The sequence below is a fragment of the Bacteroides sp. BFG-606 genome (assembly GCF_024788145.1).
GTDB lineage: Bacteria > Bacteroidota > Bacteroidia > Bacteroidales > Bacteroidaceae > Bacteroides > Bacteroides vicugnae.
Genome location: NZ_JANUIL010000001.1, coordinates 4,511,736 through 4,536,456, shown reverse-complemented (window position 1 = coordinate 4,536,456; position 24,721 = coordinate 4,511,736). Strand labels below are relative to the sequence as shown.

General features: G+C 40.0%; 20 protein-coding genes and 1 tRNA gene. 10 read left to right on the top strand and 11 right to left on the bottom strand.

The window, feature by feature from the left end:
• Window positions 1-49: 49 nt before the first annotated feature.
• Both NXV01_RS16965 and NXV01_RS16960 read right to left on the bottom strand, forming a co-directional pair.
• On the bottom strand, window positions 50-907 hold the full coding sequence (locus NXV01_RS16965; RefSeq protein WP_195650128.1) for a PepSY-like domain-containing protein: 858 nt from the start codon (window positions 905-907) through the stop codon (window positions 50-52).
• Between the two features lie 21 nt (window positions 908-928).
• Window positions 929-1,366 carry a PepSY-like domain-containing protein gene (locus NXV01_RS16960; RefSeq protein ID WP_148366701.1) on the bottom strand — a complete coding sequence of 146 codons (438 nt, stop codon included), beginning with the start codon at window positions 1,364-1,366 and terminating at the stop codon, window positions 929-931.
• A gap of 316 nt (window positions 1,367-1,682) precedes the next feature.
• Here NXV01_RS16960 and NXV01_RS16955 point away from each other — a divergent pair, with 316 nt between their 5' ends.
• The 3 genes from NXV01_RS16955 to NXV01_RS16945 are packed head-to-tail and all read left to right on the top strand — an operon-like array spanning window position 1,683 to window position 4,530.
• Window positions 1,683-2,834 carry an NEW3 domain-containing protein gene (locus NXV01_RS16955; protein WP_148366702.1) on the top strand — a complete coding sequence of 384 codons (1,152 nt, stop codon included), beginning with the start codon at window positions 1,683-1,685 and terminating at the stop codon, window positions 2,832-2,834.
• Window positions 2,835-2,837: 3 nt separating this feature from the next.
• A complete protein-coding gene (locus NXV01_RS16950; RefSeq protein ID WP_195650127.1) occupies window positions 2,838-3,581 on the top strand; it encodes an ABC transporter ATP-binding protein in 744 nt (247 codons plus the stop codon).
• Complete coding sequence (locus NXV01_RS16945) at window positions 3,574-4,530, top strand: ABC transporter permease (protein WP_004295992.1); 957 nt, start codon at window positions 3,574-3,576, stop codon at window positions 4,528-4,530. The genes NXV01_RS16950 and NXV01_RS16945 overlap by 8 nt, the downstream gene beginning before the upstream one ends.
• Before the next feature lie 130 nt (window positions 4,531-4,660).
• On the opposite strand, the gene NXV01_RS16940 is transcribed toward NXV01_RS16945, so the two are convergent.
• From NXV01_RS16940 to NXV01_RS16925, 4 genes are all read right to left on the bottom strand, one after another.
• Window positions 4,661-5,932 (bottom strand): HAMP domain-containing sensor histidine kinase, encoded by a 1,272-nt coding sequence (locus NXV01_RS16940; protein WP_259022941.1) that lies wholly within the window; start codon window positions 5,930-5,932, stop codon window positions 4,661-4,663.
• 22 nt (window positions 5,933-5,954) lie between these two features.
• Window positions 5,955-6,632: a response regulator transcription factor gene (locus NXV01_RS16935; RefSeq protein WP_148366705.1), complete on the bottom strand. Its 678-nt coding sequence runs from the start codon at window positions 6,630-6,632 to the stop codon at window positions 5,955-5,957.
• A gap of 140 nt (window positions 6,633-6,772) precedes the next feature.
• Window positions 6,773-8,266, bottom strand: a complete 1,494-nt coding sequence (proS, locus tag NXV01_RS16930; protein WP_004306082.1) for a proline--tRNA ligase — start codon at window positions 8,264-8,266, stop codon at window positions 6,773-6,775.
• A gap of 170 nt (window positions 8,267-8,436) precedes the next feature.
• Window positions 8,437-8,865, bottom strand: coding sequence for a DUF2867 domain-containing protein (locus tag NXV01_RS16925; protein WP_148366706.1), 429 nt, complete (start codon window positions 8,863-8,865; stop codon window positions 8,437-8,439).
• A 119-nt stretch (window positions 8,866-8,984) separates the two neighbouring features.
• Here NXV01_RS16925 and NXV01_RS16920 point away from each other — a divergent pair, with 119 nt between their 5' ends.
• Together NXV01_RS16920 and NXV01_RS16915 are read left to right on the top strand one after the other, a co-directional pair.
• Window positions 8,985-9,356 (top strand): transposase, encoded by a 372-nt coding sequence (locus NXV01_RS16920; protein ID WP_259021647.1) that lies wholly within the window; start codon window positions 8,985-8,987, stop codon window positions 9,354-9,356.
• A 40-nt stretch (window positions 9,357-9,396) separates the two neighbouring features.
• Entirely contained in the window at window positions 9,397-10,332 is a 936-nt protein-coding gene (locus tag NXV01_RS16915) for a transposase (RefSeq protein ID WP_259021648.1), read from the top strand.
• A gap of 124 nt (window positions 10,333-10,456) precedes the next feature.
• Here NXV01_RS16915 and NXV01_RS16910 read toward each other — a convergent pair.
• A tRNA-Gly gene (locus NXV01_RS16910) sits at window positions 10,457-10,529 on the bottom strand.
• A 777-nt stretch (window positions 10,530-11,306) separates the two neighbouring features.
• Between NXV01_RS16910 and NXV01_RS16905 the strand changes: the two genes are divergently transcribed.
• From NXV01_RS16905 to NXV01_RS16885, 5 genes are all read left to right on the top strand, one after another.
• The gene (locus NXV01_RS16905; RefSeq protein ID WP_148366707.1) at window positions 11,307-12,719 is read left to right on the top strand and encodes a TolC family protein; all 1,413 of its coding nucleotides are present in this window, start codon (window positions 11,307-11,309) and stop codon (window positions 12,717-12,719) included.
• A 6-nt stretch (window positions 12,720-12,725) separates the two neighbouring features.
• The gene (locus NXV01_RS16900; RefSeq protein ID WP_148366708.1) at window positions 12,726-13,712 is read left to right on the top strand and encodes an HlyD family secretion protein; all 987 of its coding nucleotides are present in this window, start codon (window positions 12,726-12,728) and stop codon (window positions 13,710-13,712) included.
• A 22-nt stretch (window positions 13,713-13,734) separates the two neighbouring features.
• Window positions 13,735-14,919 (top strand): ABC transporter permease, encoded by a 1,185-nt coding sequence (locus tag NXV01_RS16895; protein ID WP_148366709.1) that lies wholly within the window; start codon window positions 13,735-13,737, stop codon window positions 14,917-14,919.
• Window positions 14,903-16,087: an ABC transporter permease gene (locus NXV01_RS16890; RefSeq protein ID WP_259022940.1), complete on the top strand. Its 1,185-nt coding sequence runs from the start codon at window positions 14,903-14,905 to the stop codon at window positions 16,085-16,087. Before NXV01_RS16895 ends, NXV01_RS16890 begins: the two co-directional genes overlap by 17 nt.
• A gap of 229 nt (window positions 16,088-16,316) precedes the next feature.
• Window positions 16,317-20,309: a two-component regulator propeller domain-containing protein gene (locus tag NXV01_RS16885; RefSeq protein WP_259022939.1), complete on the top strand. Its 3,993-nt coding sequence runs from the start codon at window positions 16,317-16,319 to the stop codon at window positions 20,307-20,309.
• A gap of 131 nt (window positions 20,310-20,440) precedes the next feature.
• Here the strand turns inward: NXV01_RS16885 and NXV01_RS16880 are convergent, their stop codons facing one another.
• The 4 genes from NXV01_RS16880 to NXV01_RS16865 are packed head-to-tail and all read right to left on the bottom strand — an operon-like array spanning window position 20,441 to window position 24,718.
• Window positions 20,441-20,953, bottom strand: coding sequence for an ECF transporter S component (locus NXV01_RS16880; RefSeq protein ID WP_195650122.1), 513 nt, complete (start codon window positions 20,951-20,953; stop codon window positions 20,441-20,443).
• A gap of 13 nt (window positions 20,954-20,966) precedes the next feature.
• Window positions 20,967-22,856, bottom strand: a complete 1,890-nt coding sequence (locus NXV01_RS16875) for a TonB-dependent receptor (protein WP_259022938.1) — start codon at window positions 22,854-22,856, stop codon at window positions 20,967-20,969.
• A 30-nt stretch (window positions 22,857-22,886) separates the two neighbouring features.
• Window positions 22,887-23,306 carry a DUF1893 domain-containing protein gene (locus tag NXV01_RS16870; protein ID WP_148366713.1) on the bottom strand — a complete coding sequence of 140 codons (420 nt, stop codon included), beginning with the start codon at window positions 23,304-23,306 and terminating at the stop codon, window positions 22,887-22,889.
• Window positions 23,307-23,314: 8 nt separating this feature from the next.
• Entirely contained in the window at window positions 23,315-24,718 is a 1,404-nt protein-coding gene (locus NXV01_RS16865; protein WP_259022937.1) for an aldo/keto reductase, read from the bottom strand.
• Between the last annotated feature and the right edge of the window lie 3 nt (window positions 24,719-24,721).

Below are 24,721 nucleotides of genomic sequence, written 5' to 3'. Positions count from 1 at the left end.
CATCGTTTGTTGTTTGTGAGAATTAGGTTTCAGAATTATACACTTTGACCTATGAAAGGACAGTACCGTTCTCGCCTATGTTTACTACTTTATCTACATTCCCCTTCTCAAGTTCAATTCGATAATATATGCTACCATCTGCTTTTTCAACATACTCCGCTTCGTCAAAACGATATTCTCCATATTGATTATTAAGAGTACTTTTTACCGCTTCAGGCAATTCATTCTGACGTACTTCCCATGAAGTAGAATACCAATTTCCAGTCTGGTTGAACAATACATCTTTTGAGATTCCATTATGAATGATATCTACCTCTGTATATCCGAAATCCCAATCATTTCTATCATCTTCTACGTCTACTTCCAAGATTCTTGCATTCGGATACTTTTCATTGATGAAGTTTTTCATAGCTTCAGTCAATTGTACAGGAAGATGTTCGGTGTTATCATCATCAGTGTCTACAATACTTTTAATCAGAGTTCCATCGGCAGAATAATACAAATCTACCTCCTGATTCTGCTTTTCGACTTCAATCACGAAAACAGTTTCAACGCCTGTCCGTTCCAGTTTGTCTATATCATCCCGTTTCCATGAGGCATATTCGCTGCTCTCAAAAGACGTTTTTACGGCTTGTGGTAATGCATTATAAGGAATGTCCGTTTCTGTCATTTGCCATTTTCCATCCTGGGTGAACCATGCAGATGCTTCATATCCGTCATAGAAATCGGCTACATAATATCCGGACTTAGTTTCCCACTTCACATTTGCAGCATTAGGGAATTTGGATGAGAATGCACTTTGAAGTTCGGCAGGAACAGTTATTGAACCATCGTCATCGTTGTCACAACTTTGCAGACTCCATGTGACGCTTAGTGCCAGTAAAAGTGTATAAATCTTTAGTTTCATCTTTGTTCAATTTAAACAGGTTTAGAAATCAATATCAATCAAATTAAATTTCAGGTCAAACTTCAGTTCCGTACGGTTGGATAGTTTTACTTCATAATCTTTCTTATCTCTCTCAATTTTCAGAATTTTAGCATCAGGGTAATTGGTCGTTACATATTTCTGAATAGCTGCCGGAATAATTGCTGTAGGTACAGAACTATATTTGCAGTTTACTTCTTCCCAGTTACCTTTGTTATCAAACTCCACTTTATCACCATTCGTGAAAATCACTTCATAACTTTTATAGAAGAAATCACTTTCCATTTTGGCTAATGCTATTTTGCTATCGGCAAAATGCTGTTTAATGAACTGCTGTGCCGGTTGTGGCATTTGAGTTACCTGGATTGGTTTGTCGTCATCTGCACGAGCTACTGTTTGCAAAGTGAAAAGACATACTAATAAGAATACTAACTTTTTCATAATCGTTGTTTTTTAAATATTGGTTTTTACTATTATTAATTTTATAATGCAAAGATGAGAGGAGAATCTGAAAAGATTTGGGAATTTTGAGAATTTCCCCCAAAAAAATCGAAAAAATATAGTGACGCTATCCGATTAATATAGTGTCACTATATATAAAGGATACCGTCACCATCCTATAGGGATAGTGTCACTATAATTTCTTTCTGAAATTAGATTCTTTATGATTCTTTTAAAACTACTAATATACACATCGTTTATTTTTGCACACACAGATTTGACAATATTCATATTAAACAACCATAAGAACTTTTTTATGACTATGAGAACAAATTATTTTTTATTATTAGCTATTCTATTGGGGATGCTCCCTATGAGTTACACGCACGCCAATGATTCAATACCTAAGAGCGTGATTCTGTACACACCTTACACAAAAATCTCCGTATCTCCCGGAGCGTCAATTGACTACAGTATTGATCTTATCAACAACACAGACCAGTTGACGAATGCGAATCTTTCTGTCAGCGGATTGTCCGCCAGTTGGAAACACGAAATGAAATCCGGTGGCTGGAGCCTTAGCCAACTATCAGTACTTCCCAAAGAGAAAAAGACTTTCAATTTAAAAGTCGAAGTCCCATTAAAGGTGAATAAAGGTAATTATCACTTTGTGGTATATGCCGGAAACGCCAAACTTCCGTTGGATGTGGTGGTTGCTCAAAAAGGAACATACCAGACTGAATTTACTACCGACCAACCCAACATGCAGGGAAATTCCAAATCAACCTTCACTTTCAGTGCCACTTTAAAGAATCAGACTGCCGACCAGCAGCTATATGCTTTGATGGCTAATGCACCCAGAGGTTGGAATGTAGTTTTTAAACCTAACTATAAGCAAGCCACTTCTGCACAAGTGGAAGCCAACAGCACTCAAAATGTAAGTATAGATATTACTCCTCCTGCCAATGTAGAAGCCGGCAGTTACAAAATTCCGGTACGTGCCGCTACAGGTACCACTTCTGCCGAATTGGAACTGGAAGTGGTTGTTACCGGCTCTTATCAAATGGAACTGACTACTCCCCGTGGGCTATTGAGTACAGATGTCACAGCAGGTGATATAAAGAAAATAGAACTGGAAGTCAGAAACACAGGCTCTTCATTACTGAAAGATATTCAGCTATCTGCCAATAAACCTGCTGACTGGGAAGTAACTTTCGAACCTTCAAAAATCGATGCACTAAAAGCTGGAGAGACATCAACGGTTATGGCTACTTTGAAAGCTTCTAAAAAAGCATTGCCAGGCGACTATGTGACTACCATCATGGCAAAAACTCCTGAAGTAAATGCCGATGCGCAGTTCAGAGTTGCAGTAAAAACTCCGATGATATGGGGATGGGTAGGCGTTCTTATCATTATTGCCACCATCGGCGTGGTTTACTACCTGTTCCGTAAATATGGAAGGAGGTAAATTATGGGCGAACAAGTGATCGTACTTACCGATTTGACCAAACAATACGGTAATTTCACTGCTGTAGATCATATTCGCCTGAATATCCGGAAAGGAGAAATCTTCGGATTGCTGGGACCGAATGGTGCTGGAAAATCAACTACTATCTTAATGATGTTGGGATTGACAGAGCCTACTTCGGGAACAGTTGAAATTTGTGGAATCAATTCTACTACACACCCCATTGAAGTAAAAAGGAAAATTGGGTATTTGCCAGAAGATGTAGGATTCTATGATGATATGACTGGACCGGAGAATTTGATCTATACAGCGCGATTAAATGGTATTGCTGATAAAGAGGCAAAAACTAAGGCTATGGAACTGATGAAGCGGGTAGGCCTTGAAGATCAGTTAGCTAAAAAGACCGGGAAATATTCTCGTGGTATGAGACAGCGGTTGGGATTGGCTGATGTACTTATTAAAAATCCGGAGATTATAATTCTCGATGAGCCGACCTCAGGGATTGACCCTGCAGGTGTTCAGGAATTTATCGAACTGATTCGCTGGTTGAGTAAAGAAGAAGGACTGACTGTGCTTTTCTCTTCCCATCATCTGGATCAGGTACAGAAAGTGTGCGACCGGGTAGGTTTGTTCAGTAATGGCCAATTACTTGCTTTGATCGATATGGCAGAATTGAAAGATAAGAAGCAGGAATTATCTGATATTTATAACCATTATTTTGAGGAAGGAGGAGAAAGGCATGAATAAAGTCAATCATCCTTTTTGGGTTATCGTCAACAAGGAAATTTCCGATCATGTCAAAAGTTGGCGTTTTATTATATTAATAGGTATTATAGCACTTACCTGTATGGGGTCGCTATATACGGCACTCACCAATATTAGTGAAGCCATCAAACCTAATGATCCGGACGGTTCGTTTCTTTTCTTGAAGTTGTTTACGGTTTCAGATGGGACTCTCCCCTCTTTTGTGCTGTTTATTAACTTCTTAGGGCCTCTATTGGGAATCGCTTTGGGATTTGATGCAGTCAATTCCGAACAAAATAAAGGAACATTGAGCCGTATGCTGTCCCAGCCTATTCATCGCGATTGCATTATCAATGCGAAGTTTGTGGCTGCTCTGATTGTGATAGGTATCATGTTGTTTGTATTGGGCTTTCTGGTGATGGGATGTGGACTGATTGCTATTGGCATTCCTCCCACGGCAGAAGAGTTTTGGAGAATTGTTTTCTTCATCATTACCAGTATCTTTTATGTAGCATTCTGGTTGAATCTGGCTATTCTGTTTTCACTCCGTTTCCGTCAGGCAGCGACTTCCGCATTAGCATCTGTGGCTGTTTGGTTGTTTTTTAGCGTATTCTATACCATGATTGTTAATTTGGTGGCTAAAGGGTTGAGTCCGTCACAGATGGCATCACCTTATCAGATTATCAGTTATCAGAAGTTTATTCTAGGGTTGATGCGTTTGGCGCCAAGTGAACTGTTTAATGAAGCTACCACCACATTACTGATGCCTTCTGTCAGAAGTTTGGGACCATTGACTATGGAACAGGTACAGGGAGCTATCCCTAGTCCGCTCCCATTGGGACAAAGTCTTTTAGTTGTATGGCCGCAGCTGACCGGATTGATTGCGGCAACGGTTATTTGCTTCGCTATTTCTTATATCATGTTTATGAGGAGAGAAATACGCTCCAGATAACTGATTCATCATAAAAAGACAAAGGACACGGAGAAACAGGTGAATGGATATACCTGACAAATTGGTTTATGATAACCGACAGGTCGTTCACTTTAAATCCGTGTCCTTTGTGTTTTCCGGGTGAATCTTATCATTGGGAAATCTCGAAGCAATGTTCATTCTGCTCGAAGTAATAATTTATATTCAGATGTTGCAAACGACAGATGGAATCGGCTATAGCTAATCCCAGCCCTGTAGATCCTTCCTTTTTGCTACCCTGATAGAAACGTTCGAAGATATGTTCCTTGTCCAGCGGATGCTCCACCCCCGAATTTCGGAAAGTAATACCGTTCTTAGTAACGGTGATTCGGATATGTCCCCCGTCAATATTATGTACAAATGCATTTTTCAGGAGGTTAGTGAGTAAAGCAACAGCCAGAGATTCGTTCATTGTCACCTTGAAAACACCTTGTTCATCTATCGTGACTTCTATGTTGCGATAATCATAAACTTCTTCGTAATCTTGCAGATATTGTTTGAGAAGTACATTGAATTCCAATTCTTTGGTATCGGTAAACTGGCCATTATCAATTTTGGAAAGCAATAATAGAGACTTGTTTAATTTAGTGATGTATTCTAAAGTCTGATGCGTTTTCATCAGTTCTTCCAGTTGTTTTTCTGATAGCGAATCATCTTCCATCAACATTTCCAATCGGTTACGGCAAATAGCAAGTGGAGTTTGTATCTCGTGTGAAGCATTTCCGATAAACTGTTTTTGTTGTTCGAACATTTGCTCCGTACGTTCTACATAACGGATGGTAGCCTCATTTAATTTCCGGAATTCCGTGATTTGAGTATTGTTACTCAAAGGTTTATTCCTTTTCCCTGTTTGATAACCGTCCAGCCAGTGCAGAAGTACATAGAGCGGTCGCATATTCCGGTAAAATACCCATACGGAAATAATAATAATGCAGAATAATAAAGCTACATATAGAAATATTATCCACACCTGGATAGCATCTCTCAAATCATCTTTTTCAATACTGGGGGTCGATACTGTCAGTTCGTGGTATCGTCCTTCATCGTCTTTAAAGATAGTAGTAAGAATACGTGCCGGCTCGGTTTCTCCTTTCTCTTCAATATATACCATAGAGTCTTTATACTGAATATCGTCCTGACTTTCCGCATATTCTTTGCTCACTTCCATCATATAATATTGATTGTTGGAACCGTTAGTTTTAGACGGTAGCTCCTCTCCTGCCAATGCCCGGATAATGATGGTTTCCGAATAATCTTCCAAAGCGTCATCCACTTCATCGTTGACTTCATCGATCATCGTAACGTAAAAAAAGATAGCCCAGACCGTCAGTATAAGGGTCAGAGCAAGTGTAATACGAAGAATGATGTAATATATTAATTTCATGGACAATAATCTCTTTCCTTTTTTATTCTACCACCATTTTATATCCAAATCCATAGACCGCTTTAATTTCAATCGTTGCACCCGAATCTTTGAGCTTTTTGCGAAGATTCTTGATCTGTGCATATATGAAATCAAAATTATCAACCTGATCGATATGATCTCCCCATACAGATTCGGCTAAGGTATTTTTATTGATTAATCTTCCGGGGCGGTTGATGAAATATAATAGGATATCATACTCTTTTCTATTTAGTTCCACTTCCAGATCATTCACAAAGACACGATACTTATCCGGTTCTATCCGTACATTGCCCTGGCGGATATCAATCTCTCCATCGTGCTGATGACGGCGGATCACGCTTTTAATACGTGCATTTAATTCAACCAGATGAAAGGGTTTCGGCAAATAATCATCAGCTCCGAGTTCTAATCCCAAGACTTTGTCTTCCAGGGAGTCTTTGGCGGAAATAATAATCACATTTTCCCGTTTATGGAGTGCTTTCAATCGTTCGAGAAGATCAAGTCCGCTTCCGTCCGGCAGCATGATGTCCAATAAGATACAATCATAGTTGTAATCTTCAATTTTGCGTAGAGCAGAATTGAAGTCACCGGCTGTTTCTACCACGTAACGTTCTTTTTCAAGTGAACATTGAATCAGTTCTCTCAAAGAGGGTTCGTCTTCTACAATCAATATCTTCATAATTTTGTTCTCCTTTCTTTTTTTACATACTGCAAAGAAAAGGGATATTTCTGAAATAAAACTGAAATGGAAGGAAAAAAGAAAAGGATGAAAACGATTCAATCGCTTTCATCCTTTTTATAATGATATACAATTTCTATTTAATAAGAACGTGCAAATATGACGCGGCAAGCAGATGGTTTACCTGTAACCATACATTTACCCGGTTCTTTGTCGCCCGGAACAAATGAATCGAACGGAATACAACGAATAGTTGCTTTGGTTTCTTCCTTAATCTTTTCTTCTGTTTCAGTGGTTCCGTCCCAATGAGCCAGAATAAATCCGCCTTCTTCGATTTTTTCTTTAAATTCGTCGTAGGTATCTACTGTTGTTATCTTGGAATTACGGTAATCCAATGCTTTTTTGTAGATATTAGCCTGCATTTCTTCAAGCAGGTTCTGAACGTATGTTTCAATGCCTTCACAGGTAACTGTTTCTTTTTCCAGTGTATCACGGCGCATCACTTCCATCGTGTTGTTTTCAAGATCGCGACCACCCATAACCAAACGAACAGGTACACCCTTCAATTCATAATCAGCGAATTTGAAGCCCGGGCGTTTGTTATCCGCATTATCATATTTCACAGAGATACCCAGTGCTTTCAACTTAGCTACAATGCCTTCTACTTTAGCATCAATTTGTTTCAGTTGTTCGTCATTCTTATAGATAGGAACGATTACTACCTGAATCGGAGCCAAATGTGGAGGTAATACCAATCCGTTGTCATCCGAGTGAGTCATAATCAATGCACCCATCAAACGAGTAGAAACACCCCATGAAGTAGCCCAAACATACTCCATCTTGTTTTCCTTGTTAACGAACTGAACATCGAATGCCTTTGCAAAGTTTTGTCCCAGGAAGTGGGAAGTACCACTTTGCAATGCTTTTCCGTCCTGCATCATGGCTTCTATTGTGTAAGTGTCAAGTGCACCTGCGAAACGTTCATTGGCTGATTTCACTCCCTTTACAACAGGAACAGCCATATATTTTTCTGCAAATTCACCATATACATTCAACATTCTGATAGCTTCTTCCTCTGCTTCTTCACGGGTAGCATGAGCGGTATGTCCCTCTTGCCACAGGAATTCGGCAGTACGCAGGAAAAGACGGGTACGCATTTCCCAACGGAAAACGTTCGCCCATTGGTTGCAGAGAATAGGTAGGTCACGGTATGACTGAATCCAGTTCTTATAAGTATTCCAGATGATTGTTTCTGATGTTGGACGGATAATTAATTCCTCTTCCAATTTAGCTGCAGGATCTACTACAACTCCTGAACCGTCTTCTGCATTCTTCAAGCGATAATGTGTTACTACGGCACACTCTTTCGCAAACCCTTCTACGTGTTCTGCTTCGCGGCTTAAGAATGATTTCGGGATTAATAGCGGGAAGTATGCATTTACGTGTCCTGTTTCCTTGAACATGTCGTCCAATTGACGTTGCATTTTCTCCCAGATAGCGTATCCGTAAGGCTTGATCACCATACATCCGCGCACAGCAGACTGTTCTGCCAAATCAGCTTTTACCACCAAATCGTTATACCACTGTGAGTAGTTTTCACTACGTTTGGTAAGGTCTTTCAGTTCTTTTGCCATTATATTTTTCTATTTAAAGTTTTCTTGAGTGTTAAAACAGGGTGCAAAAATACGAAAAATGCATGAACTGCCCTATTCTTCATGCATTAATTTTCTAAAGTCATGTGCTTCCATATTACATATCTCATTTTTCATATTCGTTATATGGTTGCATCCCCGACTATGTTTGTTCAGCATAGTGCCTTTTTGAGAACTAAAGGCACTATGACCCGATGAAAAGGTTTTATACAAAAGAAATAAGCTTTTCCTACCCAATTATGGTATTTTACTAATGTGGTAACCTCAATCATTTGTTTTCCTGTTTCCAATGGTGTAATGAGAATATCGACATAAAACAATAAATGTTTATCGTCTTTTCTCATAATTGCTTCTTGCTTGTCTTCCTCTATAATAAGTTCTTCACTTTCAATAGCTTTAGTTTCTATACCGAAAGGTTTGACTAAACAGGCCCTTATTGCATACAACATTCGGAGCCAAGCGGGGTTATGAGCAAAGACTTTTAAAATAATATCTTTAGGTGACAGATGGTTTTCTGTAACTTCTATGGAAAAACTGTCACTGTAATCTACGGGGAGATATTTCTCTATTTTCTTAGCCATATTGGTTATTCAATTAGGGTTATTTTACAATATGTTCAGTTTAGGTTTACTCCGATAATAGGTAAAACGGCTCAGTTGTAATTCTTGGGGGATTTGGTTAAAATGCTTATTTTTGCATTATGAAAACGAACTCTAAAACTCCACTTCTTCCGGCTGATATTTTAAGCCTATTTCTGCCTTCCGGTATCCTTGAGTACTTCACCGTTGTTGATAGCCTTTCTCAAGAGACCTGCTTTATTCTCTTTTTAGAAGAAACCCCGGTTATTCCTTCTGAACTGTCCCATTTATCCCTTCATTCGAAAGGCTTTTTTCCTGAGATAGAAGTTCAGGATTTTCCTATTCGCGGCAAAGCCGTTTACTTGCGTATCAAACGTCGTCGTTGGGAAGATCCTTCAACCGGTCAGACTTATAGTCGTGACTGGAATTTAGTAGCCACCGGTACTCGCATCACAGCTGAGTTCGGTGCTTTTTTAAAAGAATTACTTAGATAATCATGCCGTTAGCTGTCAAAGTCTGGCCGAGCATTACTGCATGGACGGCAAACAGCTTCAAAATCAATATAAGGACCATTTGAGTGATTATCAGAGTTGGAATCAAAAAGAGCATGCCCAAGACCATATTCTTTACCCTAAAAATATAGGTTATAATCTATGTATCGATGAGACGGCGCTAAGTAAAGGTGAACTTTATACCATCTTACTCAACAGGGATAAACGAGGCCGTAAAGGTTCAATCATTGCCGTAGTCCAAGGAACAAAGGCCGAAGATATTATAGCTATCTTAATGAAGATTCCTAAAGAACAACGTAATCAGGTCAAAGAAATCACACTGGATATGGCAGGAAGTATGCAGAAGATTGCTAAAACTTGTTTTCCACGCGCCATGCAGGTTATCGATAGATTTCATGTCCAGAAACTCGTATACGAAGCCGTACAGGAGTTGCGTATTACTTATCGGTGGCAGGTAATGAAAGATGAGAACAAGGCAATAAAAGCTGCAAAGGAACAAGGAGTAGCTTATGAACCGGAGACTTTTAAAAATGGAGACACGCTTAGGCAGCTACTAGCAAGAAGTAGATATTTACTATTTAAAGCACCTGATAAATGGACTAAAAGCCAGAAGATTAGAGCTGAAATATTATTCAAACAATTTGATGATATCAAGCAGGTGTATTATTATTCTTTACACTTGGGAAAGATATTTTCCACAAACTATGATAAAGATGTAGCAAGAGCTAAATTAGCTTTATGGTATAGTAAAATAGAAGAGTATGGCTATGAAACGTTTGCAACCGTAGCAAACTCTATTGAGAATCATTATGAAAGGATATTAAACTTCTTTGTCAACAGAAGTACCAATGCGGCAGCTGAAGCTTTTAATGCGAAAATAAAAGCTTTCAGAGCCTCCTTCAGAGGAGTCGCAGATATGAGATTCTTCCTCTTTAGATTAGCTAAAGTATATGCATAGCAGAAATTAAGAATGGGTAATCCCCCAAGATTTCCAACTGAGCCGGTAAAACCATGGAAAAAGGAGGCTTGAAAAATAAAAAAATCAGGCAGTTTATTTAAGATAACCACCTGATTTTCAAAAGAGCGGTAAACGAGGCTCGAACTCGCGACCCCCAGCTTGGGAAGCTAGTGCTCTACCAACTGAGCTATTACCGCATGCTTACTGCATTTCTCGACTCAAAAGCCTTATGAAATGGTGATGCAAAGGTAAACATAATTTTTATATCTCAAATAAAATCGCAGAAATTTTAATGCAAGAAAAAAGTGAAATCAAAGTCTCTTCAACTCTTTTGTGTTGCTGAAAAAACAACCGGATATGAAAAAACGCATATTAGTGACCCGCATAATTAAAAATATACAGACTGACGATAGTCCCTATAGGAAAAACTCCAGGATTTCTGGTTAATAAGATTCAGACACAAACTAATTTAGTGGATAATCTATCAATAGGTTCTAACTAGAGAACAAATATTGAATATGTGAGACTAAAGTTGCTTATATTGTTTCAAATAGATAGTTTTAGTCTCTAGTAAAATAAATAAGATTTAGAAACCAACGGGTGCTTTATGAGCTGTTTGGGAGCTTGCTTTTAAAGGGAGAACACGCTTCTCACCGACCAACGACTGGTTCCATTTAAAGGAACGGAGCTTTTCATTTAAAGAAACGACTCCAATATGTATTTATATTTTGTATATTCAAGTAGTTTATATCCATTAATAACACGTATATTGTATATACTTGCATTATTTTATGCATCATTTTTTCTATCTGATCGAAATGACACAAGCGTGATTCAAAGAGAAGATGAAAAATAGAACATCTTATAAAAAAGCGTTGAAAACTCCTTTTGTTGTATCGCTATATTCTTTCTAATGAACAAACCTCTCTTTTCATCTGTTAGAATATCTCAAATTCAGATATAACCTAACCAGTATGAAAAAAAATAAGCGACTTTTTATACTATTGACTTTGTATTTTTCCATCGGTCAGATAGATGCACAGACACCATTGAGTTTCGAAGAATCACTGCATCTGTTGAATCAAGGAAATCAGAGTCTGAAAATAGCAGATAAGAGTATTGAGATTGCAAAGGCAGAACGTGATAAGCTGAATGCTTTCTGGTATCCCAGTCTTCAGTCTACAGGTGCGTTTGTACACATGTCGGAGAAGATCGAAGTCAAACAGCCTTTGTCGCAGTTTACCGATCCGGCTAAGGACTTTGTACATTCCATTATTCCGGATGACCAGATTATTTCATCTATATTGGATCAAATTGGGGCAAATACCCTTATATTTCCTTTGACTCCAAGAAATCTGACAACTGTCGATTTATCAGCCGAGTGGGTACTTTTTTCCGGCGGTAAGCGTTTTCGTGCCACCAACATCGGAAGAACGATGGTCGACTTGGCACGGGAAAGTCGGGCACAGGTATCGGCCAATCAGCAAAGTTTATTGGTTGAAAGTTATTATGGGCTTCGATTGGCACAACAAATTGTAACTGTCCGTGAAGAAACTTACAACGGATTGAAGAAACATTATGAAAATGCCTTGAAATTAGAGGCGGCAGGAATGATTGACAAGGCAGGCAGGCTTTTTGCCCAGGTAAATATGGATGAAGCCAAACGTGCCTTGGAAGCTGCGCGAAAAGAAGAAACAGTAGTGCAAAGTGCCTTAAAAGTCTTGCTGAATAAAAAGGATACAGATGCCAACATCACTCCTACCTCTCCCCTTTTTATGAATGATTCATTGCCACCTAAAATGCTATTCGATCTTTCTGTAAACAGCGGGAACTATACACTCAACCAATTACAGTTGCAGCAGCATATTGCCAAACAAGAAGTGCGGATTGCTCAGAGCGGCTATTTGCCGAATATAGCCCTTTTCGGAAAGCAGACCTTGTATTCGCATGGTATTCAGAGTAATTTATTACCGCGTACCATGGTAGGTATTGGTTTTACATGGAACCTCTTTGACGGGCTGGATCGTGAAAAAAGAGTGCGGCAATCGAAATTAACGGAACAAACTCTGGCTTTAGGACAGATGAAAGCCCGTGATGATCTGGCTGTTGGGGTAGATAAACTTTACACGCAGTTGGAAAAGGCACAGGATAATGTAAAAGCTTTAAATGCAACGATTGCTTTAAGTGAAGAATTGGTACGCATCCGAAAGAAATCATTTACAGAAGGAATGGCAACTTCTACCGAAGTTATTGATGCTGAAACCATGCTTGCCAGTGTAAAAGTGGCTCGTCTGGCAGCATATTATGAATATGATGTGGCACTTATGAATCTACTCTCGCTTTGTGGCACACCGGAACAATTTGCAAACTATCAACCTAAACCGTAACAAACAATGAAACCAACTAGTAGAACCCTATCATGGGCTTTTGTCATCATTCTTCTGGCTGTCGGTATTTTCACCGGCCTGGGAGTTATAATCATGCATAAACAGCCGCTGGTCTTGCAAGGACAAGCTGAAGCAACAGAAATCCGTATCAGTGGGAAACTTCCCGGCCGTATCGACACTTTCTTCGTTCAGGAGGGAGACTGGGTACATCAGGGAGATACTCTTGTTGTCATTAATAGCCCTGAAGTACATGCCAAGTATCAACAAGTGAATGCCTTGGAACAGGTAGCAGTGCAACAGAACAAGAAAATAGATGCCGGAACCCGTCGTCAGATTGTAGCTACTGCACTTCAATTATGGAACAAAACGAAGAGCGATCTTACTCTCGCCCAGACAACCTACAACCGTATTCTTACTTTATATAAGGACAGTGTCGTTACTTCTCAAAGAAAAGATGAAGTAGAAGCTATGTATAAAGCGGCTGTAGCAGCCGAACGCGCTGCCTATGAACAGTATCAGATGGCTGTAGATGGTGCACAAAAGGAAGATAAAGCGTCTGCTGCCAGCATGGTCGATGCTGCCCGAAGCACAGTGGATGAAGTCTCGGCTCTGCTGGTAGACGCCCGGTTGACCGCTCCGGAAAACGGACAGATAGCAACGATCTTCCCTAAACGTGGAGAGTTGGTTGCACCGGGAACTCCCATTATGAATTTGGTGGTGATGGATGATATACATGTTGTTCTTAACGTGCGGGAAGATCTGATGCCGCAATTTAAAATGGACGGAACATTCGTTGCGGACGTGCCTGCTATCGGTAAAGAAAATATTGAATTTAAAATCTATTATATTAGTCCGTTAGGCAGTTTTGCTACCTGGAAATCAACCAAGCAAACCGGAAGCTATGACTTACGTACCTTTGAGATTCATGCCCGTCCAACCCAAAAGGTGGATGACTTGCGTCCCGGTATGTCCGTGTTATTGACTTTAGATTAATAGACATCAAATAAACCAGAGAATGGATGAATCACAAACATATTCCCCTTTTCGTTCCGTACTGCTCAGAGAGTGGCGGCGAATGACTTCGCGGCGCCTTTATTTTGGTGTCTGCATTGTCTTGCCATTGTTCACCCTTTTCTTTATGGCTACGATCTTTGGCAACGGACAGATGGAAAACATTCCTATCGGTATTGTTGATCAGGACAATACTGCTACTTCCCGGACGATAGTCAGGAACATTTCTGCCGTACCAACTTTTAAAGTGACAAAGCATTTTGTAAATGAAGCAGCTGCCCGTGAATCTGTGCAAAAAAAAGAGATTTATGGATATCTTTCCATACCTCCCCAATTTGAACAGAATGCGATTACCGGAAAGAATGCAACACTCTCCTACTATTATCATTATGCATTAATGTCGGTAGGTGGTGAGTTGATGGCGGCATTCGAAACTTCCTTAGCTCCGGTGGCTCTTTCTCCTGTGGTGATGCAAGCGATGGCACTCGGAGTAGAGCAGGATCAGATTACCACCTTTTTATTACCCGTACAGGCTAATAATCATCCGATATATAATCCTAGTCTGGATTATTCGGTATATTTAAGTCAGCCCTTTTTCTTTGTTCTGTTTCAGGTTTTGATTCTGTTGATTACCGTGTATGCGGTTGGCATTGAAATCAAGTTCCGCACAGCAGACGATTGGCTGGCGACTGCCAAAGGCAACATAGTGACAGCTGTTTTAGGTAAATTATTACCTTATACCATTATATATATACTGATAGGATGGCTAGCTAATTACGTCATGTTCGGCATTTTGCATATTCCTTTTCAGGGGAGTTGGTGGCTAATGAATATCATGACTGTGCTTTTCATCATTGCAACACAGGCTTTAGGACTGTTTTTATTCTCGCTGTTTCCGGCAATATCGTTGGTTATAAGTGTAGTTTCTATGGTAGGTTCTCTGGGGGCTACTTTGTCCGGAGTGACCTTTCCGGTTCCCAATATGTATCCGTTGGTGAGGGATGCTTCCCATTTGTTCCCAGTCCGTCATTTTACGGAAATGATGCAAACCATGCTCTATGGAGGCGGTGGGTTTATCCATCTTTGGCCGTCGGCTGTGATACTCTGTATCTTCCCGTTGCTGGCCCTGTCGCTGCTTCCTCATTTAAAACGAGCTATAGAAAGTCATAAGTATGAAAACATTAAGTAAGTTACAACAGTTGTCATTCATCATTCGTCGTGAATTTCTAGCTATCAGTACCAGTTATGCGGTTTTGCTGGTGTTGATGGGAGGAATCTTCGTTTATGGGTTGCTCTACAATTATATGTATGCACCGAATATTGTAACCGATGTACCTGTTGCCGTAGTCGACAATTCGCACAGTGAATTGAGCCGTAATTTTATCCGTTGGCTGGATGCTACTCCCCAGGCAGAGATCTCCAGTCAGGCTATGGATTATCACGAAGCAAAAGAATGGATGAAAGAAGGCAAAGTACAGGGAATACTCTATCTGCCTCATGACTTTGAAGAGCGGGTGTTCCGGGGAGATGAAGCCGTATTTTCCCTTTATGCAACTACTGATGCCTTCCTGTATTTCGAAGCTTTGCAAGGTGCTTCTTCACGTGTCATGCTGGCTATTAATGATAAATACCGGCCAGATGAAGCGGTGTTTCTTCCGCCACAAGGATTGCTTGCCGTAGCTATGGCGAAACCGATCAATGTGGAAGGCACTGCACTCTATAATTATACCGAAGGATATGGTTCCTATCTTATTCCGGCAGTCATGATGATTATAATTTTCCAGACCTTGCTGATGGTTATTGGTATGGTGACCGGAGAAGAATACAGTAGTAAAGGAATCCGCGCATATACTCCTTTTGGGTATGGCTGGGGAGTTGCCATTCGTATAGTAGCAGGAAAAACGTCTGTGTACTGTGCTCTTTATGCCATCTTTGCCTTTTTTCTATTAGGCTTGCTCCCTCATTTTTTCAGCATACCTAATATTGGAAACGGATTATACATTGTGTTATTATTGATTCCATATTTGATGGCAACTTCTTTCCTGGGATTGGCTGCTTCCAGGTATTTTACGGATTCTGAAGCTCCCCTACTCATGATCGCCTTCTTCTCCGTAGGATTAATCTTTCTTTCCGGGGTTTCCTATCCAATGGAACTAATGCCCTGGTATTGGAAGGTGGCCCATTTCATTTTTCCAGCTGCACCAGGTACGCTTGCTTTTGTGAAACTGAATTCTATGGGAGCCAGTATGGCTGATATCAGACCGGAATATATAACTCTCTGGATACAGGCACTTATTTATTTTATAATAAGTATATGGGTCTATAAGAAGAAACTGGAATCACATTTGATTGGTTAAATTAACAAAAACAAAACATGCGCTAATTATAACATATAGCAAAAGAACACTTTCAGATAAATCAACTTCGCAAGGTGAATAATCAATTTTGGAAATAAAAATGTTTCTAAATAGATGTTTTCTAGTAGAATCTCTCTTATTTCTTTGTATTTGTCATTGCTTTTGTCTAGTTTCGTTAACTGTTATGTTTATATGATCGTTAGAAGTAGTTTAAAAAACAATTGTTTATATGAAATACATTGTATATATTCTTCTCTTTTTTCCTGTTTGGGTTACAGCACAGACATACAAATATATAGGAATAGAAGATGGCTTGAGCAATCGCCGGATATTCAATATTCAGAAAGATGCTCAGGGTTATATGTGGTTCCTTACAAATGAAGGGATGGACCGATACAACGGTAAAGATATAAAACACTATAAATTAAATAAGGAAGGTAATACTTTAGATGCTCCCATACGTCTGGGATGGTTGTATACAGAACCGCATATAGGTATCTGGGTGATTGGCAAGCAAGGGAGAATCTTTCAATATGACGCTAATAAAGATGATTTCCGAATGGTATATAGATTACCGGATACTTCTGAAACAATTAGCTGTGGTTATTTGGACCGGAATAATAATATTTGGTTATGTCGCAAGGATACTATATTGCTTTATAATATCAAAGATGCTCGCATATTCCAATTTTCCAATATATTCCATACTAGTATTACGGCAATAGAACAAGTAGATGAACATCATTTCTTTATAGCAACGGAAACAGGTGTACGGTATGTTAAATTGGAGAATGATATTTTAGAGATTATACCTGTTGAAACATTAGACTATTTCCATGCTCAGGTGAGTGAACTGTATTTTCACCAGCAATTAAAAAGACTGTTTATCGGTTCATTTGAAAGAGGAGTTTTTGTATATGATACGAATACGCAGGAAATTATACGGCCGGACGCTGACCTCAGTGACGTAAATATTGCTTGTATCAGTCCTTTGAATGAAATGGAACTGTTGATTGCAACCGAAGGGATGGGAGTATATAAAGTTGATGTGAACACTTGTAAACTGGAACATTACATTGTAGCCAACTATCAGAGTTATAATGAAATGAACGGAAATAACATTAATGATGTCTTTGTAGATGAAGAAAAGCGAATATGGCTCGCCAATTATCCCACCGGAATCACAATAATGGATAATCGCTATGAAAATTATCATTGGATGAAGCATTCCATAGGGAATGATCAGTCGCTAGTCAATGATCAGGTACATGCAGTCATTGAAGATGAGGATGGCGATTTATGGTTCGGAACCAGCAATGGCATTAGTCTTTATCATTCAAAAACAGGTAAATGGCATTCGTTCCTAAGTTCTTTTGACCAACAGATCAAAGATAAAAACCATATCTTTATTACTTTATGTGAAGTATCTCCCGGTATCATATGGGCAGGGGGATTCACTTCCGGCATTTATAAAATAAACAAGAATACATTGTCGGTTGAATACTTCTCTCCTTACCTGCTTTCCCACGTCAATATGCGCCCGGATAAGTATATTCGTGATATAGTTAAGGATTCGAGAGGATATATCTGGTCGGGAGGGTACTATAATCTAAAATGTTTTAATCTGGCAACCAACAGTGTCCGTTTATATCCGGGGTTGAATTCTATCACATCTATTGTTGAAAAAGACAAAGACAATATGTGGATCGGAACCGTTGGAGGATTGTATTTATTAAATCGAAATACCGGTGAATATCAGTTTATTGAAATGGAAATAGGAGCTGCTTATATCAATACGCTTTATCAGGCGGATGATGGATTGCTATATATCGGAACAAACGGTGTAGGAGTATTTGTGTACAATCATCAAAATAAAACATTCGAGCACTATTTTTCTGATAATTCCGCATTGGTTTCAAACAGGATATTTACAATACTGCCGGAAATGAACGGGCGTATAATGATGAGTACAGAGAATGGAATCACCAGTTTTCATACTAAAGAGAAGATATTTAATAATTGGACCAGAGGAGAAGGATTATTACCTGCCTATTTTAATGCATCTGCAGGAACAGTGCGTCAGAATAAAGGCTTTGTATTTGGAAGTACAGATGGAGTTATTGAACTTCCGGAGAATGTGACGTTTCCCAAATATGAATTCACGAGATTGATATTCAGTGACTTTTATCTTTCTTATCAACCTATTTACCCAGGTGACAAAGGTGCTCCCTTACAGAAAAATATTGATGAAACAGATGTACTGGAACTCGGATATGATGAGAATACTTTTTCGTTCGAGGTTTCTACAATCAATTATGATTCTCCCGAGAATGCATTATATTCTTGGAAGCTGGAAGGATTTTATGAGAAATGGACACTACCGGGAGCTAATAATTTGATTCGTTTCACCAATTTACCTCCGGGCAAATACACCCTTCATGTGCGTGCTGTATCCAAAGAAGAACATGATATTGTTTTTCAGGAACGTAGTATGAAAATTATCATCACACGACCTTTCTGGTCGAGTTGGTGGGCCATTTTATGTTATATCTTGTTTGTAATCGGAGGGTTTTATTTCATTCTACGTGTGATAAATCTAAGAAAACAAAAGAAGGTATCGGATGAAAAAACGCAATTCTTCATTAATACAGCTCATGATATACGTACTCCATTAACTTTGATAAAAGCACCTTTGGAGGAATTGCTGGAAGAAGAGAATCTTACCGACAACGGGATAACCCGTACGAACATTGCATTGAGGAATGTGGAAGTTCTTCTACGACTGGTCAGCAATCTGATTAATTTTGAACGAACGGATGTATATTCCTCTAAAATGAGTGTTTCCGAGTATGAGCTGAATACTTATATGAATGAAATATATGATACATTCTCTTCTTATGCAGCCATTAAGCGCATTGAGTATACATACGAGAGTACTTTCAGCTATATGAATGTATCGTTTGATAAGGAGAAGATGGATTCTATTTTGAAGAATATAATATCGAACTCGCTAAAATATACTCCGGAAAGTGGAAAGGTCAGTATTTCCGTATCTGATACGAATGATTCATGGAAAGTGATCATCAAGGATACAGGTATAGGTATTCCTACCAGTGAACAAAGTAAGTTGTTCAAGCTACATTTTCGCGCCAGCAATGCCATTAACTCCAAAGTGACAGGTAGTGGCATAGGATTAATGCTGGTAGGAAAACTGGTCAGCCTTCATGGTGGTAAGATTAGTGTGGAGAGTGTTGAACATCAAGGAACGACAATCAAAATTGTCTTTCCGAAAAGCAATAAAAACTTTCAAAATACCGGGGAGGAAACACACGCTAAGTTTGAAGCGTTGGCTCCTGTACTCCCCACTCCGAATGTACCTGCAAAGACAACTGTCGTTGTGGATAATCCTAATTCACAACGAATTCTGGTTGTAGAAGACAATGATGAGTTACGCTCTTATCTGGTCAGTTCATTATCTTCCATCTATAATGTGCAAGCTTGCGCCAATGGAAAGGAAGCATTGATTATTATAAAAGAATTTTGGCCGGAACTGGTACTTTCTGATATTATGATGCCGGAGATGAGAGGAGATGAATTGTGTGTCGCTATTAAAAGCGATATTGAGACTTCACATATTCCTGTATTGTTGCTCACAGCTTTAGGAGATGAAAACAATGTTCTTGACGGTCTGTCCATTGGTGCGGACGAATACCTCATCAAACCTTTCAGTGTGAAAATTTTGCGGGCGAATATTGCCAACTTACTGGCAAACCGGGAACTGTTGCGTATGAGATATGCCAATCTGGATATAGAAATGAAATCAATGGTTCCTTCAGCAAACGGTACTAACAGTCTTGATTGGAAGTTTATATCAAATGTAAAGAAAATCGTGGACGAGAATATAAATAACCCTGAATTTACTGTTGATGTGCTCTGTGAATCAAGTGGGATGAGCCGTACCAGTTTTTATTGTAAGTTGAAAGCTTTGACGGGACAGTCTCCGACAGAATTTATCCGGATGATGCGTTTGAAACGTGCTACCGAATTACTGAAAGAGGGTGTATATGCTATTAATGAGATTTCAGACATGGTTGGATTCTCTGAAACTAAGTATTTCCGGGAAGTATTCAAAAAACACTATAAGATGAGTCCGAGCAAATATGCTAAAGAAGGGGGTAATTCCACTACTGCTGATCCGGAAGATGACGATGAAGAAGATTGATAAATAAAAAGCAAATAGATACGTTGTATTTAAAAAAGTTCTCCTCTGTTATAGACACACATAACAGAGGAGAACTTTCTTTTTCAAAGCTTATAACTCTTTTCTGGGAAAAGCGGTTATTGATAAGGAAGTTATTTGCGAATCAAATATCTAATGAATAAATAACCTCCGAATACTTGCAGGCACATTCCGGGTATTGCAATACGGAAATCCTGAATGGCATTGTAGAAATTACCTATATACATCCACTCTCCCAATGTTCCTACAACTTGATAAGTAAGTACCACGCCAACCAATACCGGAATAGAAATACGTCCGAAGCGTTGTGCGGCCCAGCCGGCAGCAATGGCAAGCAACACGGACTTTAATAAAATAGCAGGTAGTACCGCCGGTATCGGCATGCCAAAAAGTAAGGAATTGATAATGGGGGAAAGAACAGCAGTCAGTAGACCGACTTTCCACCCGTACTTATAAGCTCCGATCAGTGTGAAGAAATAGATAGGCAGCCAGGTTATTCCTCCTTGCGGTATGAGATGAAAAAATTGGGGAAAAAGGATGTTTCCAACGATGAATAACGAGGCTGTCAGATAAGTTCTCACATTGCCGTAATTCAGCGAATAGAGTTTTACAGTAGTTGATTCCATATCATTTTATTATTTAAAAGTTCAAATTAATACCACCCATAAACGTAGCTTTGGGCATGGGATAACCTGCATTTATTTCATAACGCTGTGCCAGCAGGTTTTCTCCCTTTATGAATAGGTTAGCGAAACGGCAGATACGATAATTTCCACGAAGATTCCATAAAACAAAATGGTCTTGTTGCTCGTTACCCTTTACAACAGAAGTATAAAGTCCTTTCACATATTGTACTCCTGTCGATACACTCCAACGCCCGGAAGTATAATCCACCCCTGCATACAATTTATGTTCGGGGGCAGCAAGAACGGGATTCTCCATGTGCAACCAGCTATAATTGGCGTTCACATTCCAGTGTGAATTGATATGGTAGCCCATATTCGTTTCAATTCCCCAGTTCTCTATCTCTCCGGAATTGATATTCAATGGAGGCACGAGTCCATTTGACATAATCAGATTGTCGCCATTAATATAGTAAAGGCTGACTCCGTAGGACAATGCCCCTTCCAGCAGACGTTGTGAGTAGGAAAGTTCATAGTTGATTAGTTTTTCCGGTTTCAATTCTGGGTTGGCAGGAGGAAACATATACATCTCACGAATGGTCGGATTACGGTATCCTTTGCTGACCATTGCTTTAAGTTCTGCATTCTTGGGTAAATGAAAAGCCAGTCCGCCTTGTGGAATCCATTCTGTACCTACGTGTGAATGGTGGTCTACACGAATACCTGCGTCCAGTGAGAACCAATTGCTGATATCCTGACGGAAATCAATGTATCCGGCAAACTCATCCATTTGCTTGTCTACTCCCGGAGTATGTTCACCCGTAGCCAGTACTTTGTTCCATGATTCACCTCCGAAGTGCTGATAATCAAATCCTACGGTTAAACGATTACCGGTAAAGAAAGTAGCACTCTGATACCATGAAACACCCAGCATTTTGTCTTTAGAATTGAAATGTGATTTTTGCGGTTCTTTTCCTATCTGATAGCCATCGTTGATTTTATGCCGTCCCCAGTTATAGAAAAAGCTCAAACCTCCTGAAGTCTTTTCATAACGATTTTCCAAAGCAAATGATGTCATTCCACGGGTGATACGGGAATCGTTGTCGATCAATGGTACTTGGATAGTTCCCGGATTGGAAGCATTAAAATGAGTCACGTTTACATCTCCCCATACTTTCCAAAAAGAGTTGAGCTCATAGCCTAGCTTTGCATATCCACCATATTGCTCAAATCCCATATCGGGACGATGTCCATCTGTACGATTATATGATCCGGTTACGACGCTGCTGAAACGTCCCTTCTTGACACGGTTGGAAAATTCAGTCTGCAACGTGTTATATGAACCGTACCCAACTTGCACATTTGTTTTCACACCTTCTTCCTGTTGCCGACGGGTAACAATATTAATCACACCACCCATGGCATTCGAACCATAAAGTACAGATGCGGGACCTCGCAAAACTTCCACTTTCTCTGCCATCATAGATTGATAAGCGTCTGCTATCGGATGTCCCATCAAGCCCATATACTGTGGATGACCATCAATCAACACCAATAATCCCGCTGTCGGACTACCACCGATACCGCGCAAGCTCATGCCACCTGCAGCCCCGGTAGATACGCCATATCCCATGATGCCACGACTGGTAGTAAATAATCCCGGCACCTGCTCCGTCAATAACGGCAACAGCGAAGACTCATATCTTTTCTCAATCTGTTGCCTGCCGACTACGGAAATCGTCATTGGAAGATGTCGTACATCTGTTTCATTACGTGTTCCGGTAACTACAACTTCATCAATCATATAATTTCTTCCGGCCTGTATGCTATCCTTTTTAGTCTGTGCCATTCCCGAGATGGAAAGCAAGCTACCGAACAGGAATAAACAAGCTGTATTTCTTCTCATACTTTATTGCGTGTTTCAAGTTTCTTCTTTTTACTTTTTATTTCTGATCTTTTCCAGGAAATCGCGGATCAGTGGTAATATTTCTTCTGCTGATTCCGCTTCGCTACACATTGTTTCTACAGGACATCCTCCTGTATGGTTACGGTTCCAGATAAAAGGTACTTTCTCTGTAAAATCAACTTTTATATCTGATTTCTGAAGTAACTCCAAAGCTTTGGTACTGATAATATCGGTATATAACTCTTTGATACCTCCCAGAATCATCAGGGCGGCAGCTCCCTTTCCGACTACCTTATCAGCAATCGAAGCTCCTTTAAGAAACTCCGGTTCCAGGGTCAGTAAATCATAGATATCGGCCACACCACGTTGAGTGAAAGTGCGGATTTCTCCTTTGTTGGCAATAGTACAGGAATATCCTCCCGTATGTAGTAAATTGATTAATTCTTCCATCTTTTCTTTTATAAAGTACCTTGTTTCAATTGTTCTACAAACTGATCTATCCAGTGCAGCTCTTTCGGAATATCAATGTTCTGCGGACAGTGTGCCACACACTGGTTACAACCGATGCAGTGGCTTGCCTGACGAAGTTTGGGCACGCTACGGTCATATCCGACTAGAAAAGCACGCCGGGCTTTCGCATAATTCTCATCCTGTCCGTTCCTGGGGACATTCCCTTCATTGACACAACGGTTGTAATGCAACAACACAGCAGGTATATCCAACCCATACGGACATGGCATACAATATTTGCAGTCGTTGCAAGGGATGGTAGGATATTTCAGCATTAATTGTGCCGTTTCCTCAAGAAACTCTTTTTCTTCATCTGTCAACGGTTCCAAAGGAGAATAAGTGCGGAGATTATCTTGCAGATGCTCCATATAAGTCATGCCACTTAATACAGTCAGAATGTCCGGGAATGAACCGGCAAAACGGAAAGCCCAGGAAGCGACACTGCTTTCCGGACGGCGTTGTTTGAGCCGTGCCACCAGATTGTCGTTCAATTTAGACAAACGACCTCCTAAAAGCGGTTCCATGATGATAGATGGAATTCCTCGTTTATGCAATTCTCCATACAGATATTCAGCATCCGTATTCCGGGTATTGGTTTCTTTTGCATGTTTCCAGTCTACATAGTTCAACTGTATCTGCACAAAATCCCATTTGAATTCATCGTGCCGTGAAAGCAGGTAGTCATATACTTCGATATCCCCATGATAGGAGAATCCCAGATTGCGGATACGGCCTGCCTCCCGCTCTTTCACCAGAAAGTCAAGCATTCCGTTATCCAGGTAGCGTCCTTTAAGGGCTTCCATTCCTCCCATTCCGATGCCATGAAGCAGCATATAATCAATGTAATCTACCTGCAGGTCCGCAAATGATTTGTGGTACATCTTGAGCGATGCTTCACGAGACCATGTATCGGGAGAGAAATTGGATAACTTGGTGGCGATATAATATTTGTCACGGGGATGACGGCTCAATGCAATACCCGTTGCCTTTTCGGAAAAGCCCTGTACGTATGCCGGAGATGTATCGAAATAGTTTACTCCGTGAGCGATTGCATAATCAATCAGTCCATTCACGGCATCCTGGTCGATGACTTCACCATTACCGTTGGGAGCAGGTTTGAGAGGCCAACGCATACAACCATATCCCAAGAGTGAAACACGGTCACCGGTAGTCGGAGACGTGCGGTAAGTCATTTTATCGGTAGGCACCTCTCTTTCTCCTGTTGCGCTGCTTGAAGAGGAAGTACCTTTTGAAGAGCATCCGTATAATAGCCCTGTCGACGTGGCTGCACTAATACCTACAATCTTAATGAAATCTCTTCTATTTATATCTTTCTTATTTTTATCTTCCATACT